The sequence below is a fragment of the Candidatus Phaeomarinobacter ectocarpi genome (genome assembly GCF_000689395.1).
Classification (GTDB): Bacteria; Pseudomonadota; Alphaproteobacteria; order CGMCC-115125; family CGMCC-115125; genus Pyruvatibacter; species Pyruvatibacter ectocarpi.
In genome coordinates, this window is the sequence record NZ_HG966617.1 from 451,831 (window position 1) to 473,402 (window position 21,572).

General features: G+C 59.5%; 22 protein-coding genes and 2 tRNA genes. 15 read left to right on the forward strand and 9 right to left on the reverse strand.

Annotated elements, in window-relative coordinates; all coding sequences use genetic code 11:
- Positions 1-88: 88 nt before the first annotated feature.
- Complete coding sequence (locus BN1012_RS02190) at positions 89-1,054, forward strand: haloalkane dehalogenase (protein WP_043948349.1); 966 nt, start codon at positions 89-91, stop codon at positions 1,052-1,054.
- Between the two features lie 156 nt (positions 1,055-1,210).
- Here BN1012_RS02190 and BN1012_RS02195 read toward each other — a convergent pair whose 3' ends face one another.
- Positions 1,211-1,564, reverse strand: a complete 354-nt coding sequence (locus tag BN1012_RS02195; protein ID WP_043948351.1) for a hypothetical protein — start codon at positions 1,562-1,564, stop codon at positions 1,211-1,213.
- Positions 1,565-2,061: 497 nt separating this feature from the next.
- Here BN1012_RS02195 and BN1012_RS02200 point away from each other — a divergent pair, with 497 nt between their 5' ends.
- The 3 genes from BN1012_RS02200 (at position 2,062) to BN1012_RS02210 (ending at position 4,930) form a co-directional block, all read left to right on the forward strand.
- Entirely contained in the window at positions 2,062-3,492 is a 1,431-nt protein-coding gene (locus BN1012_RS02200) for an aldehyde dehydrogenase family protein (protein WP_043948352.1), read from the forward strand.
- A 120-nt stretch (positions 3,493-3,612) separates the two neighbouring features.
- Entirely contained in the window at positions 3,613-4,422 is an 810-nt protein-coding gene (locus tag BN1012_RS02205; protein ID WP_043948353.1) for a trypsin-like peptidase domain-containing protein, read from the forward strand.
- A 133-nt stretch (positions 4,423-4,555) separates the two neighbouring features.
- Positions 4,556-4,930 carry a YXWGXW repeat-containing protein gene (locus tag BN1012_RS02210; RefSeq protein ID WP_052534362.1) on the forward strand — a complete coding sequence of 125 codons (375 nt, stop codon included), beginning with the start codon at positions 4,556-4,558 and terminating at the stop codon, positions 4,928-4,930.
- Here BN1012_RS02210 and BN1012_RS02215 read toward each other — a convergent pair.
- The 4 genes from BN1012_RS02215 to BN1012_RS02230 all read right to left on the reverse strand — a co-directional run bounded on the left by BN1012_RS02215 (position 4,927) and on the right by BN1012_RS02230 (position 7,044).
- A complete protein-coding gene (locus BN1012_RS02215; RefSeq protein WP_081826154.1) occupies positions 4,927-5,724 on the reverse strand; it encodes an acyl-CoA thioesterase in 798 nt (265 codons plus the stop codon). The genes BN1012_RS02210 and BN1012_RS02215 overlap by 4 nt on opposite strands.
- Positions 5,721-6,188 carry a MarR family winged helix-turn-helix transcriptional regulator gene (locus BN1012_RS02220; protein ID WP_052534367.1) on the reverse strand — a complete coding sequence of 156 codons (468 nt, stop codon included), beginning with the start codon at positions 6,186-6,188 and terminating at the stop codon, positions 5,721-5,723. The genes BN1012_RS02215 and BN1012_RS02220 overlap by 4 nt, the downstream gene beginning before the upstream one ends.
- Complete coding sequence (locus tag BN1012_RS02225; protein ID WP_052534370.1) at positions 6,185-6,580, reverse strand: DoxX family membrane protein; 396 nt, start codon at positions 6,578-6,580, stop codon at positions 6,185-6,187. The genes BN1012_RS02220 and BN1012_RS02225 overlap by 4 nt, the downstream gene beginning before the upstream one ends.
- Positions 6,581-6,969: 389 nt before the next feature.
- Positions 6,970-7,044: transfer RNA gene (locus BN1012_RS02230), tRNA-Thr, on the reverse strand.
- A gap of 279 nt (positions 7,045-7,323) precedes the next feature.
- Here BN1012_RS02230 and BN1012_RS02235 point away from each other — a divergent pair.
- The 6 genes from BN1012_RS02235 to BN1012_RS02260 all read left to right on the forward strand — a co-directional run bounded on the left by BN1012_RS02235 (position 7,324) and on the right by BN1012_RS02260 (position 12,031).
- Positions 7,324-7,524, forward strand: a complete 201-nt coding sequence (locus BN1012_RS02235; protein ID WP_043948356.1) for a hypothetical protein — start codon at positions 7,324-7,326, stop codon at positions 7,522-7,524.
- Between the two features lie 134 nt (positions 7,525-7,658).
- On the forward strand, positions 7,659-9,035 hold the full coding sequence (gene murA, locus BN1012_RS02240; RefSeq protein WP_043948357.1) for a UDP-N-acetylglucosamine 1-carboxyvinyltransferase: 1,377 nt from the start codon (positions 7,659-7,661) through the stop codon (positions 9,033-9,035).
- Positions 9,036-9,050: 15 nt separating this feature from the next.
- The gene (locus BN1012_RS02245; RefSeq protein ID WP_043948359.1) at positions 9,051-9,506 is read left to right on the forward strand and encodes a DUF2948 family protein; all 456 of its coding nucleotides are present in this window, start codon (positions 9,051-9,053) and stop codon (positions 9,504-9,506) included.
- 38 nt (positions 9,507-9,544) lie between these two features.
- Entirely contained in the window at positions 9,545-10,870 is a 1,326-nt protein-coding gene (hisD, locus tag BN1012_RS02250) for a histidinol dehydrogenase (RefSeq protein ID WP_043948360.1), read from the forward strand.
- A 192-nt stretch (positions 10,871-11,062) separates the two neighbouring features.
- On the forward strand, positions 11,063-11,566 hold the full coding sequence (locus BN1012_RS02255; protein WP_043948361.1) for a UPF0262 family protein: 504 nt from the start codon (positions 11,063-11,065) through the stop codon (positions 11,564-11,566).
- Between the two features lie 6 nt (positions 11,567-11,572).
- A complete protein-coding gene (locus BN1012_RS02260; RefSeq protein WP_043948362.1) occupies positions 11,573-12,031 on the forward strand; it encodes an arsenate-mycothiol transferase ArsC in 459 nt (152 codons plus the stop codon).
- 21 nt (positions 12,032-12,052) lie between these two features.
- Here BN1012_RS02260 and BN1012_RS02265 read toward each other — a convergent pair whose 3' ends face one another.
- Entirely contained in the window at positions 12,053-12,448 is a 396-nt protein-coding gene (locus BN1012_RS02265; protein ID WP_244442931.1) for a GFA family protein, read from the reverse strand.
- A gap of 200 nt (positions 12,449-12,648) precedes the next feature.
- Between BN1012_RS02265 and infA the strand changes: the two genes are divergently transcribed.
- The 5 genes from infA to BN1012_RS02285 all read left to right on the forward strand — a co-directional run bounded on the left by infA (position 12,649) and on the right by BN1012_RS02285 (position 15,608).
- Positions 12,649-12,867: a translation initiation factor IF-1 gene (infA, locus tag BN1012_RS02270; protein ID WP_043948365.1), complete on the forward strand. Its 219-nt coding sequence runs from the start codon at positions 12,649-12,651 to the stop codon at positions 12,865-12,867.
- Positions 12,868-12,883: 16 nt separating this feature from the next.
- Entirely contained in the window at positions 12,884-13,486 is a 603-nt protein-coding gene (locus tag BN1012_RS02275) for a Maf family protein (protein ID WP_043948367.1), read from the forward strand.
- A gap of 100 nt (positions 13,487-13,586) precedes the next feature.
- Positions 13,587-15,107 (forward strand): Rne/Rng family ribonuclease, encoded by a 1,521-nt coding sequence (locus tag BN1012_RS02280; protein ID WP_052534373.1) that lies wholly within the window; start codon positions 13,587-13,589, stop codon positions 15,105-15,107.
- Between the two features lie 2 nt (positions 15,108-15,109).
- The gene (locus BN1012_RS17315) at positions 15,110-15,319 is read left to right on the forward strand and encodes a DNA gyrase inhibitor YacG (RefSeq protein WP_420887272.1); all 210 of its coding nucleotides are present in this window, start codon (positions 15,110-15,112) and stop codon (positions 15,317-15,319) included.
- 213 nt (positions 15,320-15,532) lie between these two features.
- A tRNA-Phe gene (locus BN1012_RS02285) sits at positions 15,533-15,608 on the forward strand.
- A 339-nt stretch (positions 15,609-15,947) separates the two neighbouring features.
- On the opposite strand, the gene BN1012_RS02290 is transcribed toward BN1012_RS02285, so the two are convergent.
- From BN1012_RS02290 to BN1012_RS02300, 3 genes are all read right to left on the reverse strand, one after another.
- Positions 15,948-16,628: a hypothetical protein gene (locus BN1012_RS02290; protein WP_043948368.1), complete on the reverse strand. Its 681-nt coding sequence runs from the start codon at positions 16,626-16,628 to the stop codon at positions 15,948-15,950.
- 155 nt (positions 16,629-16,783) lie between these two features.
- The gene (locus tag BN1012_RS02295; protein ID WP_043948369.1) at positions 16,784-20,209 is read right to left on the reverse strand and encodes a type I restriction endonuclease subunit R; all 3,426 of its coding nucleotides are present in this window, start codon (positions 20,207-20,209) and stop codon (positions 16,784-16,786) included.
- Between the two features lie 16 nt (positions 20,210-20,225).
- Positions 20,226-21,476, reverse strand: a complete 1,251-nt coding sequence (locus BN1012_RS02300; RefSeq protein ID WP_052534376.1) for a hypothetical protein — start codon at positions 21,474-21,476, stop codon at positions 20,226-20,228.
- Between the last annotated feature and the right edge of the window lie 96 nt (positions 21,477-21,572).

Below are 21,572 nucleotides of genomic sequence, written 5' to 3' on the forward strand. Positions count from 1 at the left end.
GCGGCTTGACCAAAAACATAGGGCTTGCGCAAACCTGTCCGCATGGCCACTTTTCCCTCCAGCAACCCAATGCTGGAGGGACAATCAATTGGCGCAGGCGAACACGAACGTAATCCGCACACCGGACGCCCGGTTTGAAGACCTGCCGGACTGGCCCTTCGCGCCGCACTACCAGGAAGTCGCGCCTGGTATCGAGATGCACTATGTGGACGAAGGCCCGCGCGACGGCGACGTGGTGCTGCTGCTCCACGGTCAGCCCAGCTGGGGCTACCTCTACCGCAAGATGATCCCGCCGCTGGTGGCTGCGGGCTATCGCGTCATCGCGCCGGATCTGATCGGCTTTGGCCGCTCCGACAAACCGACCTCCAAGGACATGCACAGCTACTCCGGTCACGTTGCATGGATGCGCGCCTTTGTGGAGCGCATGAATCTCACCAACATCAATGTCTTTGTGCAGGATTGGGGCGGCCTCATCGGCCTGCGCGTGGTTGCTGAAATCCCGCAGCGCTTTGCGTCCATCACCGCCGGCAATACCGGACTTCCAGAAGCGCCTTTCCCCATGTCCGTCATTGGCCGCTGGATGATGCGGTATCAGGCATGGCGCAAGGGCGACACCATCACCAGCATGGACAAGATCAACGGCTTCCCGGACTGGATCGCCCATGCCCGGTACGCCCGCGAGTTCAATCCGGGTGCCACGCTGCAGTCAGCGACGGTCAATGAATTGAGCGCCGACGAAGTGGCCGCCTATCAGGCGCCATTCCCCGACGAGCCCCACATGATGGGCCCGCGCGCCATGCCGTGGCTGGTCCCAAGTGAGCTGGGCAAGGGCAGGGCGGCATGGAAAAAACTCGAACAGCTCGACACGCCGGTGCTGCTCGTCTTCTCCGACAGTGACCCCGTCACCGCGGGCCGGGACAAGGAATTCGCCAAACGCCTCAAAGGCGCCAAGGGACAGCCCCACAAGACCATCATCGGCGGCGGTCACTTCCTGCAGGACGACAAGGGCGAAGAAATCGCGGCCCACATGATTGAGTGGATGAAAGGTCTTTAGGATCATAGCTCCGCATTCATGCCTCCTACCGCCATCCCCCGGCTTGGTAACCCTTTAGCCCTCCGGCTCGAACGGAGGGGTGGGATCCATGCAGCGATTGCCCTTGGATTGTCCGGTTAAACCGGACAATGGCGTAGCGCTGGCGTACTGAAGTGATCAGGCCACGTCGCGCTTCGGCGTCATCAAAAACGCCACGATGAACGCGATGGCCAGCACCTGATCCGCGATGCCGCCAAAGAAGAACTGCTCGTCGCCACGCCCGACCAGATACAGATAGATGAAGGGCAGGGTGCTGAGTTTTTCCAGCACACACACCGGCATGATCGGCCGGTAGCGCACCGGATCCGTCGAGATCACCAGAAACAGGATCTGAAACACAAATGCGATGCCCGCAAAGCCAAGATAATAGACCGGCTGCGCCATCTGCGAGGTGTCCGCAAAGAACAGTGGTGTGATCACCAGCAGGCCATAGATGCCCGCAATCCGAAAAATCCATTTTGCTGCCAGCACGACATTACCTCCGGTTTGTTGTTTTGCCTGAAGGCTAATGCGGCATCTTGCGCCGACCAACCGATAGCAGCGCATAGCTGGTGCAAAGCAAAAGCAGAGTTCTGCAAAGCCCTCCCACTTAACAATGGCCAGTGGACCCCGGATCAAGTCCGGGGATACGGGGAAGGGTGCACCAGGCTGCAAAGCAGCCAAGCGTGCGACCGCGCGCCGGCGCTTATTGCGCCGCCCCCGCGGAGCCGCTGCGCGGCGTGAGCGCAAAAAAGTCCGAATGGCAGAATCTGAGGGGTCCGCAGGACTAGCGACGCGGCTTGTCTTCGTGCAAGAGTCCGGTCCGGGATGCGGTAATACGCTAAAAAAGAGCAGAAAACCTGCCATTTGGCACCATATCCGCAGGGGAATTGAGCGCCGCAGACTTTCATTTGCGCGCTCGCCCATAAACAGTTTGCGAAACGCGGGTGCCCTGGCCACGAGCCACCCCGCAACACGGGAGAAAACACGTGAAAGAAGCCCTCCAGTTCTACATCAATGGTGAGTGGGTCGACCCCGCCACCCCCAAGACCCTTGAGGTCATCAACCCGGCCACGGAAGAGCCCTGCGGCACCATTTCCATGGGTTCGGAAGCAGACGTCGACAAGGCTGTCGCGGCTGCCAAGGCTGCGTTCCCCGCATGGTCAAACACGACCCGCGAAGAGCGCATTGCGATGTTCGAAAAGATCCTCGAGGTCTATCAGACCCGCTATGACGAGATTGCCGAAACCATCTCCACCGAGATGGGTGCGCCGATCTGGCTGGCCAAGGCCGCACAGGCGGCCATGGGCGTTGCGCATTTCAGCAGCACGCTGGAAATCCTGAAGAACTACCAGTTCGAGGAAGTCCGCGGCTCCACGCAGATCAAGAAGGAAGCTGTGGGCGTCTGCGGTTTCATCACGCCATGGAACTGGCCGGTCAACCAGATCGTCTGCAAGGTGGCACCGGCGCTGGCCGCTGGCTGCACCATGGTGCTCAAGCCATCTGAAGTGGCACCGCTCAACGCCATCATCCTGGCTGAAATCTTCCATGAAGCAGGCCTGCCCAAGGGCGTCTTCAACCTGGTGAATGGCGACGGTCCGTCTGTCGGCGCACCGCTTTCCAGCCACAAGGACGTGGACATGGTGTCCTTCACGGGCTCTACCCGCGCCGGCATCATGGTCGCCAAGGCGGCTGCCGACACGGTCAAACGCGTCGCACAGGAACTCGGCGGCAAGTCACCCAACATCGTTCTGGAAGATGCAGACATCTCAGCTGCAGTCGCCGGTGGCGTGCAGGGCGTGATGATGAACTCGGGCCAGTCGTGCAACGCACCGACCCGCATGTTCGTACCAGCCTCCAAGAACGACGAAGCCAAAGCCGTTGCCAAGGCAGCCGCTGAAGGCGTCAAGGCCGGTGATCCGCATGCGGAAGGAACCACCATCGGTCCTGTTGTGTCTGAAGTTCAGTTCAACAAGATCCAGGACCTGATCCAGAAGGGCATCGACGAAGGCGCAACGCTTGTTGCCGGTGGCACGGGTCGTCCTGAAGGTCTCAACAAGGGCTTCTATGTCCGCCCGACCGTCTTTGCAGACGTGACGCCGGACATGACGATTTCCCGTGAGGAAATCTTCGGCCCGGTTCTCTCCATCCTCACCTATGAGACGGAAGAGCAGGCCATCGACATGGCGAATGACACGGAGTACGGCCTCTCGTCCTACGTCCAGTCAGGCGACATCAACCACGCCCGCGAAGTCGCCGGCAAGATCCGCGCCGGCAACGTGCACCTCAACGGCGCAGGCCCGGACGTCAACGCACCGTTCGGCGGCTACAAGCAGTCCGGCAACGGCCGCGAATGGGGCGAGTTCGGCTTCGAAGAATTCCTCGAAGTCAAAGCCGTCCTCGGCTACGAAGCCGCGTAACCCGCGCACTTCACACGCGACACACCAAAGCCCCGGCGGAGCAATCCGCCGGGGCTTCTTTTGTTTGAAGAAGTACCCACATACCATGTTGAACACGATGAGCGGGGTTGATTGCAAGAAATGGCAAAATTCGAAACTTTCCAGGAAGTTGCTAGAGACGTAATTGGAGACCACCGGGATCGGGCGATGCACAAGTTTCGCAAGTCTGTTCGACCAGTCTACGGAACCACAGATAAGAAAAGGCCCGACCACCTAGCTTCATGCATTTTGGCTGAATTCCAAGGAGAAGCGTACCTGATTACAGCCGCTCACGTAGTCGATCATGCCTCTGTTACTACACTGCATATTGGCGCTAAAGAACTCGTCCCTGTATCTGGCGAATTCAAAGTTACGGAAGCTGAAAAAGCTCGGGAGCACGATAAGTTCGATTTCGCGTTTCTTCGGCTAACGGAGGAACAAAGGCTTAGTTTCGCGGATTGTACTTTGCTGGATTTGAGTGAAATTGCCGAGGCCAACGACTACGAAGAGAGCAGCGTATATGCGGCAATTGGCTTTCCGAACACAAAAAACCGAAAAGTAGACAACGTAGCAAAAACAGTCCAACCGACCCTTTGGTCATTCACGAATTATGCGGGAACTCGCGACCTTCTAGCACCAGACTGGCCTCAGAGCGGTGAGGGCCACGTCTTTCTTAAATATGGCAAGTATCTTCGGGACGCATCTGGACAAAAGGTACCTGCTGTAAAACCCGTCGGAATGAGCGGAGGTCTGCTCGCTAGTTTGGGTAACTTGGCGAGCGTTGAGGTCATTGCGGGGGATAGGTCTCCGACTCCTAAAGCGGCAGGCCTTCTAATTGAAGGATCTGCCAGAAGCGGTCGAATGGTGGCTACAAAGCTGCATATTGTTCGTGACGCTATCCGCCGAAGCTAGCGACAAGGTTCTGTCCACCAACTCGTGATTTCGGGTATCGCCCAATGAATTACTTCTGCCAATCGACGGACTCCTGACGCCCGCCCGTTGAAGATGTCGTGTGTGCCCTCTGAACTCAGTCAGGAAAACTACCATGACGTCTTCCCTTCGCGTCTCTCGACGCGCTCTTTCCGCAGCTGTCGTTGCCGCGTCCGCGCTTGTGGCGGCGGCGACCTTTGCGCCGTCGCAGGCCTCAGCCGCGCCGCGCCATGCGGCGGCTAAAGTCACCCTTGCTCAGGCCAATGTGGTTGTGCGGGTTGCGCCACCCACGCGCCGCGTTGTGACCGTGCGCCCGGCGCGGCCCAATGCGCGCGCTGTGTGGACGGACGGCTACTGGCGCTGGAACGGCCGCAAGCATGTGTGGGTCGGCGGGCGCTGGGTCTCAAACCCCAAGGGCACCTGGGTTGCCGGGCGCTGGGATAAGCGTCCGGGCGGCTATGTCTGGATTGCCGGACGCTGGCGTCGCTAGGCGCGTGTCGCGTCTGGCTCAATCAGCCTGACCACCCCGGACTGGGCGGCGGTGGCGATCAGGGCGCCGTCGCGTGCATGCAGCGCCATGCGCCCGTGAAACAGTCCCGCCTCAATGGCATCGAGCTGGGTGACACAGAGCACCCACTCGGTCGCCGGGCGGGCGATGATGCGCAGGGTGTTGTCCAGGCTCGTGGCCCCCGCCGGGCGGCCGATATTGAAGTGGATGCTCTCGGGCAAGTAATCCGCCGCCAGCGCCAGAAAAGCTGAATCAATGCCTCTGGCGGGTGCCCTGATCCAGAAGGCCATCTGGCCGCGCGCGCCGTCGTGCTCAAAGTCGGTGGCAAGCCGCATATCCAGATGGGTGTGCAGATCGCCTGCATCCTCGCGCACAAACGGGATCGGCCCGCAATGCTCCGGGTCCGGCACATCCGGCATCCTGGTCCATTCATGTGTGCCGACGTCCGGGCGGCGGCCAAGAGACGCCTGCACCTGCACCCGGTCCGCGCCGTCCACCTGAAGCGCTGCCCGTGCCTGCGCAATGGACCGTCCGCTCATCAAGGTGTGCGTGGTGACCGTGGCGGATGTCCCCTCGGCGGGTGCCGCAATGAACTGGGCCGACGCCTGAATGACCGGGCGCTGGTGTTCTGCCTCCGGTGCGGCCAGCAGGGTCGCAAAGCAGGCCCCGCCGCTCATGTGCTTTGCGTCCGGAGGTCCGACACACAGGACGCGATGGGCGGCGATCGACGCGTCGCGCGGCGTCAGCAGGGCCAGAATGTCATCGGTGGTCATCATGAGTTCTGCCCGTCGGGGCCTGCGCCGACGGCCCGGGTGATCTGGTCCAGCTGGTCCACGAAGTGCCGGCGGTCTGATGCGGGAAGGGTGGCCAGCATGGTCTGGCAGTTGGCTATGTCCTGCCGCTCAATGGCCGCCTGCATGTCCTCGCCTTGCTTGGTGAGGGACAGGGAAATGGCGCGGCCGCTGGAGGGGTTTGCATCCCGCGCGAGAAGCCCGCGCTTGATCAGCCGGTCCGTCACGCTTTGCGCGGTGGTGGGAGACACGCCCAGAAACCGCGCCAGGGCGGCGCCGGTCGAGCCCGGCGTCTGCGACAGAAAATGCAGCGTCTGAAAATCCAGCGCGTTGTATTTCATGCGTCCTTCGGCAGGCGGAAACTGCGTTTCATCCACCGTGAACGTGCGCAGCAGCACGCGAATGGCATCGGCAAAGCGCGCCGCCTGCTTTTCAGATGCCGTACTCATGCCGCGCGCCTCAATTGATGCGTTCCCGCCGCCGCAAACAGCAGCCCGCCGGCAATGGAGACATTCTTGAAGAACAGCGACAGCTCCAGCGCCGCCATCTCGCCGGACATGGCCCAGAAGTCATGAAAGAAGATGTTCGTCGCCAGCGTGAACGCCGCAAGCGCCAGCGCGGCAAAGACCGCGCCCCATCGCCCCAGGGCAACCACCAGCCCGCCCCCAAGCTCCAGCGCGATCACCAGGGGCAGCAATGCAGGCCACAGCCCCACCTCGCTCATCTGCACCTGTGTCGCCGCGTAATTCACGAGCTTGTTGAGCCCGCCCAGCACAAACAGCGACGCAAGCACCACACGCCCCATCGGCAATGCCGCCCGGCTCAATCCATCCACGGTCATGACAGCCTCCTGATAATACGAACTTCGTACGATATAACCATACGAAGTTCGTATTCAAGGCTGTTTCGACAATGAGTGTGATGCCGTCGGACACCTGCCCGTCGCTCCTCCATCCTCCGGCTTGACCGGGGGATCCATGCAGCATCCCCCTCCTGGATTGTCCGGTTAAACCGGACAATGGCGTTCTTTGTAGGTCGCGCAACTGGATAACCGAACGGTCATGCCGTCCTGCCTGAGCGTTGTGCGTGATGCAACAAAAGGCAAAGAGAGGAGGAAGCCACCGGCGACGGGCATCGTGCTCGTCGCAAGCACCCGACCGGGTGTCGGCCCTTCATGGGCCGCCCCACTGGAGCGTTGGCGCAAAGCGCCATCAAGCGTGAGGTCAAAAATGGTGCCGCGAGGGAGAATTGAACTCCCGGCCTCACCCTTACCAAGGGTGCGCTCTACCACTGAGCTACCGCGGCTTGACCATTGGAGCGGGCACACTGCCTTGAAACCGGAAGAATTCGGTTAACGTCCCCCAAAGGAGGCCGGAAACTGCCATAAGGTGTTTCGCGCTGCAATAGGGCTTTTCCACAATCGGCGGGCCCGTCGTCTGGAGGGTATGAAAGCCATGCGCATGGGTCTGGCTGATCCCCCCTTGACCGGACCCGGTCACATTTGCAGGATCGCGCGCAATCCAGCCCCGACCCTGCTCACATGAGGGGGAAACTTACGGGGCAGAACCGTCAGGACACACCCAAATGGTGATGAAATCAAAGACCCGTGCCAGCGGCCGCGAGCCCGGTGCGCCCAATACGCGCCACGGCAACGACTTTGCGGACCGTCAGGCCCGCCAGGCAGCGGCCCTGAAGGCCAATCTTCAGCGCCGCAAACAGCAGGCCAAGGCCCGTGCTGCCGAAGCCGGCGCCGAGGCAGACAGGTCGCCCACAAAACAGGACTGACAGGCAGGGCGCTAACCGGACAGCAAGACCCAGCGGATAAGCTTGCGGTCAAGCGTGTGGTTAAGCTTTGCGCCTCACCCGTGCCGTATTCCCACGGCACATCGCCCCTTCTCTTCTTTCCGCAAGGACGTGTCATGGACAGGATCAGGCTTACCGGCGGCTATGAGCTGAATGGGACCATTCCCATTTCCGGCGCAAAAAATGCCGCCCTGCCGCTGATGATCGCCAGCCTGCTCACCGATGAGCCGCTGGTGCTGACCAATCTTCCGCGCCTGACCGACATCGCCACCCTTGCGCGCCTCTTGGCGGAGCTGGGCGTCGAGATAGACGTGATGAATTCCAGCGGCGAGTGGGAAACGTTGACGAGCCGCACCGAAGGCCGCCTGTCTCTGGGCGCCGATCAGGCCAAGCGCCTGGCAGGCTTTGGCCCGGACACCAAATACCGGCCCGGCGGACGCACGCTGCGTTTGACCGCAAAGAAAATCGAAAGCACCCACGCCGACTACGAACTGGTGTCGCGCATGCGCGCCAGCTTCTGGGTGCTGGGTCCGTTGCTGGGCCGTTGTGGCGAAGCGGACGTATCGCTTCCCGGCGGCTGTGCCATCGGCACCCGCCCGGTAGACCTGCACCTTCAGGGTCTGGAAAAACTCGGCGCCAACATCGAGCTCGACAAGGGCTACGTGATCGCCAGCACCAAGGGCGGTCTTAAGGGCGCTGAAATCCGCTTCTCCATGCCTTCCGTTGGGGCGACCCACAATGTGCTCATGGCCGCTGTTCTCGCCAAGGGCGAAACCGTGATTGAGAACGCCGCCCGCGAACCTGAAATCACCAATCTTGCCGAGTGTCTCGTCGCCATGGGCGCCAAGATCGACGGCATCGGCACCTCCACCCTGCGCATCACCGGTGTGGACAAGCTGCACGGTGCTGAAGTGGCGGTGATCTGTGACCGGATCGAAGCTGGCACCTACGCCATGGCCGCAGGCATGACCGGCGGCGATGTTACGCTGACGGGCGCAGACCCCGCTTTGTTTGAAGCAGCGCTGCAGGCCCTGTCAGCTGCAGGCGTCACCGTGGACCACACGGACAAGGGCATTCGCATCACCCGCTCCGGCACGCCGCTGACGCCGGTGGACATTGTGACCCAGCCATACCCTGCCTTCCCCACGGACCTGCAGGCCCAGTTCATGGCCCTGATGACCATGGCCGACGGCAATGCCCAGATGACCGAAACGATTTTTGAAAACCGCTTCATGCATGTGCAGGAGCTGGCCCGTCTCGGTGCGCTCGTGTCCCTGCATGGCGACCGGGCGATTGTCTCCGGCGTCAAAGCCCTGCGCGGTGCACCGGTCATGGCAACGGATCTGCGGGCATCCGTGTCGCTGGTGATTGCGGGCTTGGCAGCGGAGGGCGAAACAACTATCTCTCGCGTCTACCATCTGGATCGCGGCTTTGAGCGTCTCGAAGACAAGCTCTCCGCCTGCGGTGCTGATATCTCACGCCTTCCTGGATAGTTGCCCGGATAAATCATGAAACCGCTTCTGCTACGCATAGAAGACGAGCAAGACCTCGCCGTGCTGTCCGCCCATCTTCAGGATGCGGTGACGGCGGTGGGCGACTTTGCCTATGAAAAGAAGCGGCGGCGGTTTGCAGGCGTCTTCAACCGCTTCCGTTGGGAAGCTGAGGGCACTTCCAAGCTGGGCCCAAAGCGTCATTCGCGCATCCGTGCGGGCGTGCATTTCGATGATGTGCTGGCCGTCCGCTCCCAGAATATCCGCCTTGAGGCCAAGGACGCGGTGGTGGAGTTGCTCGCCATCCGGTTTGAAAAGACCGGCGGTGACGAGGACCCGGCGGGCACGATCACATTTGATTTTGCCGGCGGCGGGACGATTGCACTGGACGTGGAGTGCCTTGAGGGCCATTTGACCGATATCGGGCAGCCGTGGGAAACCACATCCAAGCCCGAACACGATCTGGACGCCTGACCCGCGCTTGCAAGCGCCCCTCAATACCAAGTGATGACATGACCGGACGATCTCAGCCCCAGCGCTCAGAACCAAGACGCCTCGATGCGCGCAGTGCCGATTTTGAAGCACAGTTTGCCGAGCTGCTCACCGCCAAGCGGGAGACGGCAGTGGACGTCAACAACGACGTTGCTGCCATCATCGCGGATGTGCAGGCGCGCGGCGATCAGGCTGTCATTGATCTGACCAACAAGTTTGACCGGCTGTCGCTGAAAGGCGCGGACGACCTGCGCATCCCGCAGGAGCGCCTCGACGCTGCTGCCGCGAATGTGTCGACCGAAACCCTTGATGCCCTCAAACTCGCCGCGGATCGCATCGAGGCCTTCCACGCCAAACAACTTCCCGAATCCATGCGCTTCACCGATGAAGCAGGCGTAGAGCTGGGTCACCGCTGGTCTGCCGTCGATGCGGCTGGTCTGTATGTGCCCGGCGGCACGGCAGCCTATCCGTCATCCGTCCTGATGAACGCCATTCCCGCCCGCGTCGCCGGTGTGGAGCGCGTCGTTATGGTGGTGCCGACGCCCGATGGCATCGAGAACCCGCTCGTGCTTGCCGCCGCCAAGCTGGCAGGTGTCACCGAGGTCTATCGCATCGGCGGGGCCCAGGCCGTCGCCGCACTCGCCTATGGCACAAACACCATCGCGCCGGTTGATAAGATCGTCGGCCCCGGCAACGCCTATGTGGCTGCTGCCAAGCGTCAGGTCTTCGGCACCGTCGGCATCGACATGATCGCCGGTCCCTCAGAAATTCTTGTCGTCGCCGACGGCGAAAATGATCCCGCCTGGATTGCGGCTGACCTGCTCAGTCAGGCCGAGCATGATCCCTCGTCCCAGTCGATCCTGATTACGGACAATGTGCAGTGTGCGGATGATGTGGCACAAGCTGTTGCCAGTCAGCTCAAGCAGCTGTCACGCGAGAACACGGCCTCCGCCAGCTGGCACGACTATGGGGCCATCATCACCGTGCCATCGCTCGATGATGCGATTCCGCTGGTAAATCGTCTGGCCCCGGAACACCTGGAATTGGCCGTCGCCGATCCTGAACCGCTGGCCGACAAGGTGCGTCACGCGGGGGCCATTTTCCTGGGCCGCTATACGCCTGAGGCGGTGGGCGACTATGTGGCTGGCACCAACCACGTGCTGCCAACGGCCCGCTCCGCCCGATTCTCATCCGGCCTGTCCGTGCTCGACTTCATGAAGCGTACGTCGCTGGTGAAATGCGATGCGGATAGCCTGGGCCGTATTGGTCCGGCAGCGGTGGCGCTTGCAGATGCGGAAGGGCTTGAAGCCCACGGTCGCTCAGTGTCGATCCGCTTGAACAGGTAGCGCGGCATAATGGACTCTCCGGTCAAGCCGGAGGGTGGCGGAGAATTTTGAGTTCGGTCGACAAAAGAAACGCCATTGTCCGGTTTAACCGGACAATCCATTCAACAGCTGGCTGTTTCCCGACTCCGTGCCCTAGGAACACCGCCGCCAAACCCATAGACTGCCCCCGCACTCTCATCTCCTGGTCCTTCCATGACTGACGAACCCACATCCGAGCAGACGCCCGATCCGACCAAGCGGATCGCATCTATCGTGCTCGACGAGGCCAGCGTCGTGCGGCGGACGCCGGAGATCGAGCATGAGCGCAAGGTCGCGATCTTCGATCTGCTGGAAGACAATACCTTTGCCCCCGTTGGCAGCGAAGGCGGGCCCTACAATCTGCATCTCGCCATCGAGGAAAACCGGCTGGTGTTCGACATCCGCGATGAGGCCGAAGAGCCCCACGGCAAGGTCATTTTGTCCCTGTCGCCGTTCCGCAAGATCATCAAGGACTACTTCCTGATCTGCGAAAGCTACTACGAAGCCATTCGGTCAGCGTCGCCGTCCAAGATCGAGTCCATCGATATGGGACGTCGCGGCCTGCACAATGAAGGGGCAGAGCTTCTGACGGCCCGGCTCGACGGCAAGATCACCATCGACCATGACACCTCACGCCGTCTCTTCACGCTCATCTGTGTTCTGCACATGAAGGGCTAGGGCACCATGCGGGGCCCCAATGGCGAAGACCTGCCAGACGCAATCCTGTTTGCCTGCAGCCAGAACGCCGTCCGCTCACCCATGGCGGAAGGCATCATGCAGCTGCTCTATGGCCGTCATGTCTATGTGGATTCGGTCGGTGTGCGGGCAGGGGAGGTGGACCCCTTCGTCATCGTCGTGATGGATGAACTGGGCATCGACCTCACCAAGCACAAACCGCGCAGCTTTGATGAACTGGAAGACACGAGCTTTGATCTCATCGTGTCCCTGACACCGCAGGCCCAGCACAGCGCCGTCGACATGACCCGCGCCATGGCAGCCGACGTCGAGTATTGGCCAACCCACGACCCCACCCTGGTGGAAGGGTCTCGCGAGCAGCGCCTCAACGCCTATCGCGAAGTCCGCGATGCCCTGATGGCCCGCATCAAGGAGCGGTTCGGCTGGCGAGCGGCACCAAGCGGCTAAACCTACTTAGGACTGAACTGCCTAAGCCTGAACAGGATGCGCCTCAAACTGCTTGGCGTCATCACAGATGTCGTACCAGGCAGGCTTCTCCGCCACGAACTCATGAAACTGGTTGCGGACGCCCGGGTCCTCGTCGAGCACATGGGCATTGATCGGGAAGCTGTTTTCGTCGGACAGGATTTCCCCCAGCGATGTGCCGCAGACCTTGCAGAAACAGCGCGCATATTTGTACGGCGGCGACGGCTCATAGGTCGCAATCTGATCGCGGCCGGAAATCCACTTGATGTCGTCTTTCTTGACGAACACCAGCGAGCCCGCCCCAACCTTGCGGCAGCGCGAGCAATGGCACGTGCCCATCATGGATGGCGGCGCGGTCAGCTCAAATTTTACGGCACCGCAGCAGCAACTTCCCTGCATCACTTTTCTCCCTCGTTTGATGAGAACATTGAGTGAACATTTGAGTCGCGTCAATGGTTCTGCCGCTTGATTATGCTGCCGTCTTGATTTTGCCGGCCCGAATGCCCATTCTCCGGCCCAATTCACGGACATACGCGTTGAGTGCCGCATCTGGTGTGCGTTCCGCCTGTCCAATCTGTTGAGACGCTGGAAAGGCCATAATGGCAAAAGAAGAACTACTCGAGTTTCCAGGAACAGTCGTCGAACTGCTCCCCAACGCCACCTTCCGGGTGGAGCTTGAGAACGAACATCAGATCATCGCCCACACCGCAGGCAAGATGCGCAAGAACCGCATCCGCGTGCTGGCCGGCGACAAGGTGCTGGTTGAAATGACGCCCTACGATCTCACCAAGGGCCGCATCACCTATCGCTACAAGTAAGAGCGAGGGCACGACCATGCGTGCCTCCCCAAAGACAGCGAAGCTGGTGCTGGCAAGCGCATCGCCGCGCCGCCTTGATCTGCTCGCGCAGGCCGGCATCGTCCCGGATAGCGTAGACCCCGCAGACATTGACGAGACCCCGGCCAGAAGCGAGCTGCCGCGCCCCCATGCCCTGCGCCTGGCCCGTGACAAGGCACAGGCCGTCGCTGTCCGTCACCCGGATGCCTTCGTACTTGCAGCCGACACGGTGGTGGGCGTTGGACGGCGCATTCTCCCCAAGACCGAAGACGAAGCGTCCGCTCGACAATGTCTTGAGCTTTTGTCCGGACGCGCGCACCGGGTGTTCACCGGCGTCTGCCTTGTCGCCCCAGGAGGCAGGGTTTCAGCCCAGGTGGTTGAGGCGCGGGTCCACATGAAGCGCCTTAGCGACATGGAACTTGCGTCGTATCTGTCGTCCGGCGAGTGGCAGGGTAAGGCAGGTGGCTACGCCATTCAGGGCCGCGCATCGGCCTTTATTCCGTCGATCTCAGGCTCCTATACGGCGATTGTCGGTCTGCCGCTGGCTGAAACGGTCAATATGCTCAACGGTGCCGGTTACGTAGCGTCCTCCAGCGACTAATCCGCCGCCCAATCCGCCACCTGACCTGCCCTGACTGGTATTTTGCCTTAATTGCAGCCTAGACTTGGGTTGAAACATATTCGTGAGTCTTAGACCTTCCATGAGCGACGAAATTCTCATCAATGTCGGTATCGGCGAAACGCGCGTTGCGCTCGTTGACGACGGCATGCTGCGCGATCTGGTGATCGAACGCAGCGTTGATGACAGCGCCCACGGGCCCTGCTCGGGTGGCACAACTGGTGCCAGCCTCGTCGGCAATCTCATGATCGGCCGTGTGGAGCGCGTGCTCCCGGGCATGCAGGCGGCCTTTGTTGATATTGGTCTGCCGCGGTCCGGCTTCCTCGGCGTCCGCGAAGCGCAATGTCTGTGCGAACTCATGGGGCTGCGCGACGCAGGAAAAATGCCCCGCATCAATGATTGCGTCCGCGAAGGCGAAAAGGTGCTGGTACAGGTCCTCAAGGACCCAATCGGCGATAAAGGCCCGCGCCTGTCCGCCAATGTCACCATCCCCGGTCGCCTCCTCGTGCTCGTCCCCCATCAGCCCGGCGTCGCCCTGTCGCGCCGCATTGAAGATGAAGACGATCGCGCCCGCCTGACCGAACTGGTCGAGCGTGTCGGCGCCGATGTTGCCGCAAGCGAAACCGGCGATGATCTCGCCAAGGCCGGCTGGATCGTCCGAACCGCAGCGCTGCAGGCTGATGAAGCCGCGGTGGAACGTGATGCCCGCCACGTGCTGGAAACCTGGCGCGAGGTCAAAGAGCGCGCCAAGGGCATGAACGGCCCGGCCACCGTGTTCAAGGAACTAGGGCCCGTGCAGCGCGTGCTGCGGGACCACCTGAACGAAGACACCAAGGCCGTGCTGATCGACGATGCGGATGCCTTCGTCAAAGCCCGCGCCTATTGCGACGCGGTGATGCCCGGCTATGCAGATCGCCTGAAGCACCACACCAGCCGCAAGCCGCTCTTCGCCGAGCATGGCGTCGACGCTGAAATTGAAACAGCCCTGTCCTCCCGCGTGGATCTGCCGTCCGGTGGCTGGATCACGGTCGAGCGCACTGAAGCACTGACGGCGGTGGATGTGAACTCTGGCAGCTTTACAGCGTCAACCAATCTTGAGCAGACCAGTCACCGCATCAACATGGAAGCAGCGGACGCCATTGCCAGCCAGGTGCGCCTGCGCGGTGTCGGCGGCCTTGTCATCATCGACTTCATTCATCTGGCCGAAGACGCCCACAAGGAAGAAGTCGTGGCCCGCCTGGAAGCAGGCTTTGAGGGTGATCGCACGCCCACGCAAATTCTTCCGATGACGGAGTTTTCCACCGTCGAGATGACCCGCAAGCGCGTCCGCGAACCGCTGGACCGTCTGCTACTCGACCCCGTGCGCCGCGATCCCAACAAGACCCGCGCCACTGTGGCCTATGAAGCCCTGCGGGCAGCGGAAGCGGCGGCCACCGAAAATCCCGGCCAGCCCCTGTCGCTTCATACAGCGCCGGACATTGTCACCTGGCTGGAAGATTCAGGCCTGATGCCGCAACTGCGCGCCCGTCTGGGTGTGGATGTCACACTCACCGCTGTCGAAGGCGCCCGCCGCCACCACATCGACGTCGCGGTGATGGCCTGAAGGTGAGGGTCTGGTTCGTGTCTCAATCCAAAGCCAAATGCACCAATTGCAGCAAGCCGATGGTGGCGGAGTACCGCCCGTTCTGCTCCAAGCGCTGCGCCGATGTGGACCTCAACCGCTGGCTGGGCGGCCATTACGCCATTCCCGCCGTCGAGCCGCCCGATGAGTGGGATATGGCCGCTGCTCAAAGCGAATCCGAGACCAAGCACTAGCCTGCACAAATGTGCCATTGGGCCGCCGCGAGGCCGCCACGCGGCCACCAGACCCATCCGCCGAAGACGATCTCAAAATCGCGCCACGATGACTGGACTTAACCGCAGGATTTGCCTATAAACCGCCGCCTTGGCTCCGGTTTCCAACCGGCTCCGCCTCACGCGGAAAACAGGTCTGATCATCATGTGCGATCACACCCCTTTGCCAGGTTCGCCCGGGTAGCTCAGTTGGTAGAGCATGCGACTGAAAATCGCAGTGTCGGTGGTTCGATCCCGCCCCCGGGCACCATTGTTTTCAATGGGTTAGTTGTCGTGAGCCTAATGCGCTCTTTGGTTGCCGTGTAGTTTCAGTGTAACTGGGCGCACGGTGACACTCCGTTACAGGTCCAGCAATTACCCGCAGCCGTATCTCAAAGCTCTCCACGAGCCCGGTGCTGTCAGGGTATGCGACAACGTTATCACGCGCCGCAAAGACAGTCTCAGTCTAAAACGCGCCCCGATCGGTGGCACCCAACACCCAGTCAGGGTCAGTCACGTCAAGGTGCCTTCAGACAATGCGAAGTGCCGCCTCGATAGCGGCAAGCCTGATCTCTAAATCCTCCATGAAAACGCTCCTTGGGTTGATGCGCTATTCCGGTAACGAAGCGCTCCCACCAAGCACAGCCTTCGTTCGCGCCAACCTCCCGACCGATTTGGGAAACATCGCCAAGATCAGCCCCTTCAGCCAGTTGATCCCAAACACCCTTTCTAGCTCATCCCTAAATGCGGCCGCATTTGACAAATTTCCGTCACGAGCGAATTTCACGAGCTTATTGAATAGTTCGGAAGGTCTTTCAATTATGCCAACCTTGATGAGCTCTTCGACTTTAAAGAAAACGGAGGAGTTGAAATCAAGTGTTCTAATGTGATTGTTTTCAACTACATCGACGAGAACAAGCTCAAACCCCAGATCATAGTTCCAGCCCGGAATCTCACGCTCAAAGGCTTTCACGAACGAGTAAGCGGCCTCAGCGTTATGGTAGAGCGTCACGCCATTCAACTCACCGAGCTCCCGTGCTCCGCTTTCACTCGGTCCAAACTGCGAAACGCCACAGAGAAAGAAATGAATATCGGTACCTGAGTAGATATGAAGCATATCCAAATTTGCGACCAAATCCGTGATGGGGTATCGACTGAAGTTTTGATCAAAAAGAATGAACCCAACAGTTCCGGTCTCCTTGGGTATCCCTAAAGAAAATCTGCGGCCAGACGTGAGTTCTTCCTCGTTCAGAATTCTGTCAATATGATCATAAGATGGTGCAGCGATCATGCCCAAGCTCCTCAGCTACTGAATCAGCGAAAACCAACTCGAAAGTAATACTGTCGCGCGACAGTTAATCCGCGTCGGCCGGTGTCCTACCATCTGATCAAGGCGTTCTTAGAACGCCTTTGGAAGCGGCTTCTCGGAGATTTTGAACTCGCTATCTAAGCAGCTTTCGCCCATCTGTCGGACATCGACTGCTGCAAAACGTGCGAATACACGGCTTTGGCCAAAGCTTTCTTCTCGTCCGCAGTGAAGGGCGGTGTAGGCAGGTTTGTGTGAACGGCGTTGAGGATTAAAACCTCAATGTCTGCCTTGGTCTCTTCTTTCTCCCAGAATCGGTCAAGCTCGGACAAGCGTGCGGTAATTGATGCCAGTAGATCCCGGCTTGCCTGTTTGATGCGCTCGCGGTTCGCCTTGCTGAGGCTGTCCTTCTTGAGTAAATCGAAGAGAGCCAGTTCGTCCTCGGTGAGACCTTCTTCAACGGCGCGTTTTGTCTCCGCGTCCAATTCAGCCATGAGTTCGGTTAGGCGCCGGAAAGTCTCTTCGACCGTGGCTCGGTCTTTCTCGCGGTTATATTCGGCAACTATCTGCTCGTACTTAATCTGGTAGTCCATGCGGGTCGGGTTTCGAGCCAGCATCTGGACTAGTTTCTGTTCGACGATCTCGCGGATATCTTGTAGCGCTGTCGCTTTGCGCCTGACTTTCTTTGCGAACTCGTCGCGCAGTTTCTCAAGGTCGATCTGACTTAAATCGAAGGTAAGACCCTCGGCTTGGTCATCGCCAGGTGCTTGTGTGCGGATGGATTCGTTGATGATCCGATGCAATTCCTTCAGCAGCGCCGTCACATCAGCCGTGTCGCGGCGCTCGGTCAACTTCTTGTAAATGGCCTCAATGTCGTCGTGCCGCTCAGCGTATGCCAATGCGCTCGGTTCCATCAGCAATGCTTTGAATCGGATGAATACCTGACGCGCTATGATCTCAAAGCGGCGCTTCGCTTCATCTGTCGAATAGACAGCTTCCACGGCGTCTTTCAGCCCCTTTATGCGCGCAAATCCCTTTGATCCAAGCAGCGACGCCAGATCGAATCCAAGGCCACGCAGATGTGCCTCAGAGGCCTCCACGGCTTCGAGCAAGGCCTGCACGCGCTCCTCAATGGGTGCGATGATGTCCTCACCGCTTGAGCCATCATCGCCCAGCGCATATTGAGCCAGTGCTGCTCGCAAACTAGCAAGCATTCCATTGTAGTCGACGATAAGGCCGAAGTCCTTGCCAGGATAAACCCTGTTCGCGCGGGCGATGGCCTGCATCAGCGTGTGCGCCTTCATGGGTTTGTCGATGTAGAGCGTCGACAGACATTCAACATCAAAGCCTGTCAGCCACATTGCACAGACGATCGCGACACGGAATGGATGCTTTGGATTTTTAAAAGCAGTCTCGACATCCACCCGCTCGCCTTTCTCCGTATCAAAGCCCCTCTTCATCAAGGAGCGATGTGGGATGATATCGAACCCCCATTTTTTGAACTCGGCGACCTCGTTCTGGGCTTCACTGATGATGATCTCAACGATCGTCTCATCAAGCCAATCAGCCTGCGCTGACAGCTTTTGAGCTTGCTCCAAGAGTACGGCGCGCCGGGTCTCGTCAGCAGCGGATTCAGCTTCTGCCTGCTTCTGTTCGGCCGTCGCCCGAACCGCCGCCGCCTTTGCGCGCCAGCGCGGGATGATCATCTGGTGCATCCGTGCGCAGGTAATCTTGTCGATGCACACAAATAGAGACTTACCGGATTCCCATCGCGTCGCGCAGTGCTCGACGAAGTCGGCCGCAATCTTATCAAGCCGCTCATCGGCTGTGATGACTTCGTAGTCCTTACCCAGAAGCTTATCGAGCAGCGCTGCCTGGTCGGGGTTAAGTTCTGTTTCCTCTATCTTCTCGGCGATCCGGTCATTCAGGTCGGCTCTGGCGACGCCTAGCTTCTCACCTCGGTTCTCGTAAACAAGTTTGACGGTAGCGCCGTCCTCTTCCGACCGCTTGAAATCATAGCGCGAGACGTAATCTCCGAAGATGCGTTTGGTGATCTGGTCCTGCTTGAATAGAGGAGTCCCGGTGAAACCGATAAAGGCGGCGTTGGGCAGTGCCAGGCGCATGTTGCGCGCGAGCCTCCCAGCCTGCGTGCGGTGCGCTTCGTCAGAGATCACGATGATGTCATCGCGCTCGCTGTAGGGCTTCTCCGGGTTCACATTTTTGTTGAACTTGTGAATCAGACTGAAGACGTACTGGTGGTTCTCCTTGAGAATTCGCTCCAGATCATCGCCTGATGCCGCCCGCGGAGGCTTGTTTCCGGCAATACCGCAGCCGACGAAAGTCTTGTAGATCTGGCTGTCCAGGTCGTTCCTGTCGGTCATCAGAAGAAACGTGAAGTTGCCTGGAATCTTGCGCCGCACTTTCTCGGTAAAGAACGCCATGGAATAAGATTTGCCGCTCCCTTGCGTGTGCCAAAAAACGCCCAACCGGCCAAGATCAGGGTGCGCCCTTTCGATGATGTCGACCGGACCTTCGGGGATGAATGACGGAAGGGCAGCGGCCGCGTTGGCCGATAGCTGGACGTCCTTCTTCTTCTTGGATGATGGCTTGCGTTCCAGCGGCAGTTCGACCACGCGATGCATCAGACGCTCTTCAGGCGGGATATCTGCCTTGATGGCCTCCTGTCGCGCTACTGAGGCTACTGCCCGGTTCACGCCTAGAAGTTGATGGTTGCGAGCTACAACCTTGCGCGCAGTGCCGGCCTTGCTCTCGTCGAACAGGATGAAATTCTCGACAAGATCGAGCAGCCGGTCATGCGCAAGCATGCCGTTCAGCAGCCGTTCCGCATCGACGCTGCCTGCATCGTCCTCATCCAGCCGCTTCCACTCGTTGAAATGTTCCCATTCGCTGGTGATCGACCCGTAGCGGGCACTATCGCCGTTTGAGACGATCAGAAAGGCATTGTGGTGGAAAGCGTGCGCGATGACGTGCTCGTCCATATAGTCGCGCAAATTGCTGTCGAACCCGGCCCGGATGTTTTTGTAAACCGCCTTAAGCTCGATGAAGACCAGCGGCAAACCGTTGACAAAGCAGACGAGGTCAGCCCGCCGGTTGTAGTTTGGCGTCCTTATGCCGGTCAGCTTCAACTCGCGCACGGCGAGGAAGCGGTTGGCGCCGGGTGCATTGTCAAAGTCAATGACGCGCGCGCGCGCAGATTTCCGACGGCCCTCAGCGTCTAGATAGGTGATGGGCACCCCGCCCTGGATCATCCGGTAGAAGTCGCGATTGTGCTGCACCATGGACCGGCTAACGTCATAGACAGTCAGCGCGCGGATCGCGTCATCGATGGCCGGGGCGGGTAAGTCGGGGTTCAGACGCTCCAGCGCCGTACGCAGATCACGGGTCAGAACCGCTTCGGTCGTGTCCTTTCGTCCCAAGGTGCCGTCCGGGCCGAATGTTTCGGTATTGAAGGCATAGACATTGTCCCAGCCGAGCACTTGCTCCAGATGCTCAGCGAAAGTCGCCTGAACCAATCTATCCTCGCTGTTAATGCCCGTAGCGGCCATCTCATAACCCCAATACTCACATGACCGTAAAGGCGTCTTTCACCGTCTCATTTTTAGCCCAGGATTGTCTGTAAGCCGATATGCCTCCATCCTGAGAGACCTTCATCCCCAGACCAAGCTTTCCGAGCTGCCGAGCTGCGGCAGTACGCCCACCCCCTGTGCTTCCTCCTTCGATTTTTAGGATGGCGCCGACAGCTAAAATTTCGCCCTTATGATTGATCACGGTCGCTCCGTCGATCGCGGCAAGTTCTTGCCGTAATGTGCGCGGAAGATCCTCAAAATTACGTCCGCCCACTATCAGATTAATTGCCTGGGCCTTTTTCGACAGGCCACCAGCAAGCCGGTCGGCTTCGTCCACGGTCTTCTGCCAATCATTGCTGGCTCCAGATCCCACGACTCCGATGCAGGCGCCGGTTCGAGCAAAGGAAGCATCCAGCGCTGTCTCATAGATAGCCTGCCGGATGCTCTCCTTCTGTGGCAGACCCATCTGGCGAATGACCGGAGCGTGAGTGAGAAAGTGCCAATTGCCACTCCGCCTAGCAAAGAGCAATTGTCCTTGGCGGAATACAAGAATCTCCCCAAGGCGGTTGAGAACAACCGCTATTCGTTTTGCGTCCTCCTGAGTCCATTTTGCAATCGCAGAATGACGCCATGGGCAAAATCCAGTTTCCGCCGAAGTGGGCTCTAAAACAAGGTGGTTAGCCAGCTTGAGATCTGCATCAAACGTCAAAAGTGTATCGAAACCATTTGAAAGAACGGCGCAGAAATCTTCCTCAGAAATTTCGGTCAATTGAAGTGTTGAGGAGCCAGTTACAGCAGGGTCGATGCCGATAGCGCTAGCGATTGGGGCACCTTCGTACAGCCGGGTAGACCAAAGGGCCACTTGGTCGATGACAGTCACTAGCTTTGTCTCTTGGCCAAGGTCGGCAACGGCGCGGGCCACAACCCTTCGCTGGAACGTGGAAAGCAGGTCGTCTTTATGGGCTCCTGTCAATTCCTCCGACATACCGGCGAGAATGCTGACGAACGCATCAATGACCTGAGTCTCGCGGGCTGGATCAGACTTTTTTGCAAAAGGGTGATGACGGCGGACCTGGAGCCGGTACTCATCACCTTGGTGCACCTTGAACTCAATGATCTGCGGGGTGTTGAATGCAACGGTTTGCTGCCGCGACGCCGACGGCACAGAAGCGTCTTCCAGTGTCGCTCCTGAAAAGAACGGGATAAGATATTTTTCTGAAATCTCACGCAGAAGCGCTTCATCCATGGTCTTTGATGCTCCCTTGGCGGCCTACCGAATTCACCGTTCATCAGATACGTGTGTGGGTCGCACGTTGGCTCCATACCGTTTAGCGCTTGGCGA

What these genes read in the sequence shown, in the direction of transcription:
- BN1012_RS02205 (WP_043948353.1), top strand. Translation starts at nt 3,613, where the DNA reads ATGGCAAAATTCGAAACTTTCCAGGAAGTTGCTAGAGACGTAATTGGA.
- BN1012_RS02210 (WP_052534362.1), top strand. Translation starts at nt 4,556, where the DNA reads ATGACGTCTTCCCTTCGCGTCTCTCGACGCGCTCTTTCCGCAGCTGTC.
- BN1012_RS02215 (WP_081826154.1), bottom strand. Translation starts at nt 5,724, where the DNA reads ATGATGACCACCGATGACATTCTGGCCCTGCTGACGCCGCGCGACGCG.
- BN1012_RS02220 (WP_052534367.1), bottom strand. Translation starts at nt 6,188, where the DNA reads ATGAGTACGGCATCTGAAAAGCAGGCGGCGCGCTTTGCCGATGCCATT.
- BN1012_RS02225 (WP_052534370.1), bottom strand. Translation starts at nt 6,580, where the DNA reads ATGACCGTGGATGGATTGAGCCGGGCGGCATTGCCGATGGGGCGTGTG.
- BN1012_RS02235 (WP_043948356.1), top strand. Translation starts at nt 7,324, where the DNA reads ATGGTGATGAAATCAAAGACCCGTGCCAGCGGCCGCGAGCCCGGTGCG.
- murA (WP_043948357.1), top strand. Translation starts at nt 7,659, where the DNA reads ATGGACAGGATCAGGCTTACCGGCGGCTATGAGCTGAATGGGACCATT.
- BN1012_RS02245 (WP_043948359.1), top strand. Translation starts at nt 9,051, where the DNA reads ATGAAACCGCTTCTGCTACGCATAGAAGACGAGCAAGACCTCGCCGTG.
- hisD (WP_043948360.1), top strand. Translation starts at nt 9,545, where the DNA reads ATGACCGGACGATCTCAGCCCCAGCGCTCAGAACCAAGACGCCTCGAT.
- BN1012_RS02255 (WP_043948361.1), top strand. Translation starts at nt 11,063, where the DNA reads ATGACTGACGAACCCACATCCGAGCAGACGCCCGATCCGACCAAGCGG.
- BN1012_RS02260 (WP_043948362.1), top strand. Translation starts at nt 11,573, where the DNA reads ATGCGGGGCCCCAATGGCGAAGACCTGCCAGACGCAATCCTGTTTGCC.
- BN1012_RS02265 (WP_244442931.1), bottom strand. Translation starts at nt 12,448, where the DNA reads ATGCAGGGAAGTTGCTGCTGCGGTGCCGTAAAATTTGAGCTGACCGCG.
- infA (WP_043948365.1), top strand. Translation starts at nt 12,649, where the DNA reads ATGGCAAAAGAAGAACTACTCGAGTTTCCAGGAACAGTCGTCGAACTG.
- BN1012_RS02275 (WP_043948367.1), top strand. Translation starts at nt 12,884, where the DNA reads ATGCGTGCCTCCCCAAAGACAGCGAAGCTGGTGCTGGCAAGCGCATCG.
- BN1012_RS02280 (WP_052534373.1), top strand. Translation starts at nt 13,587, where the DNA reads ATGAGCGACGAAATTCTCATCAATGTCGGTATCGGCGAAACGCGCGTT.
- BN1012_RS02290 (WP_043948368.1), bottom strand. Translation starts at nt 16,628, where the DNA reads ATGATCGCTGCACCATCTTATGATCATATTGACAGAATTCTGAACGAG.
- BN1012_RS02295 (WP_043948369.1), bottom strand. Translation starts at nt 20,209, where the DNA reads ATGGCCGCTACGGGCATTAACAGCGAGGATAGATTGGTTCAGGCGACT.
- BN1012_RS02300 (WP_052534376.1), bottom strand. Translation starts at nt 21,476, where the DNA reads ATGGATGAAGCGCTTCTGCGTGAGATTTCAGAAAAATATCTTATCCCG.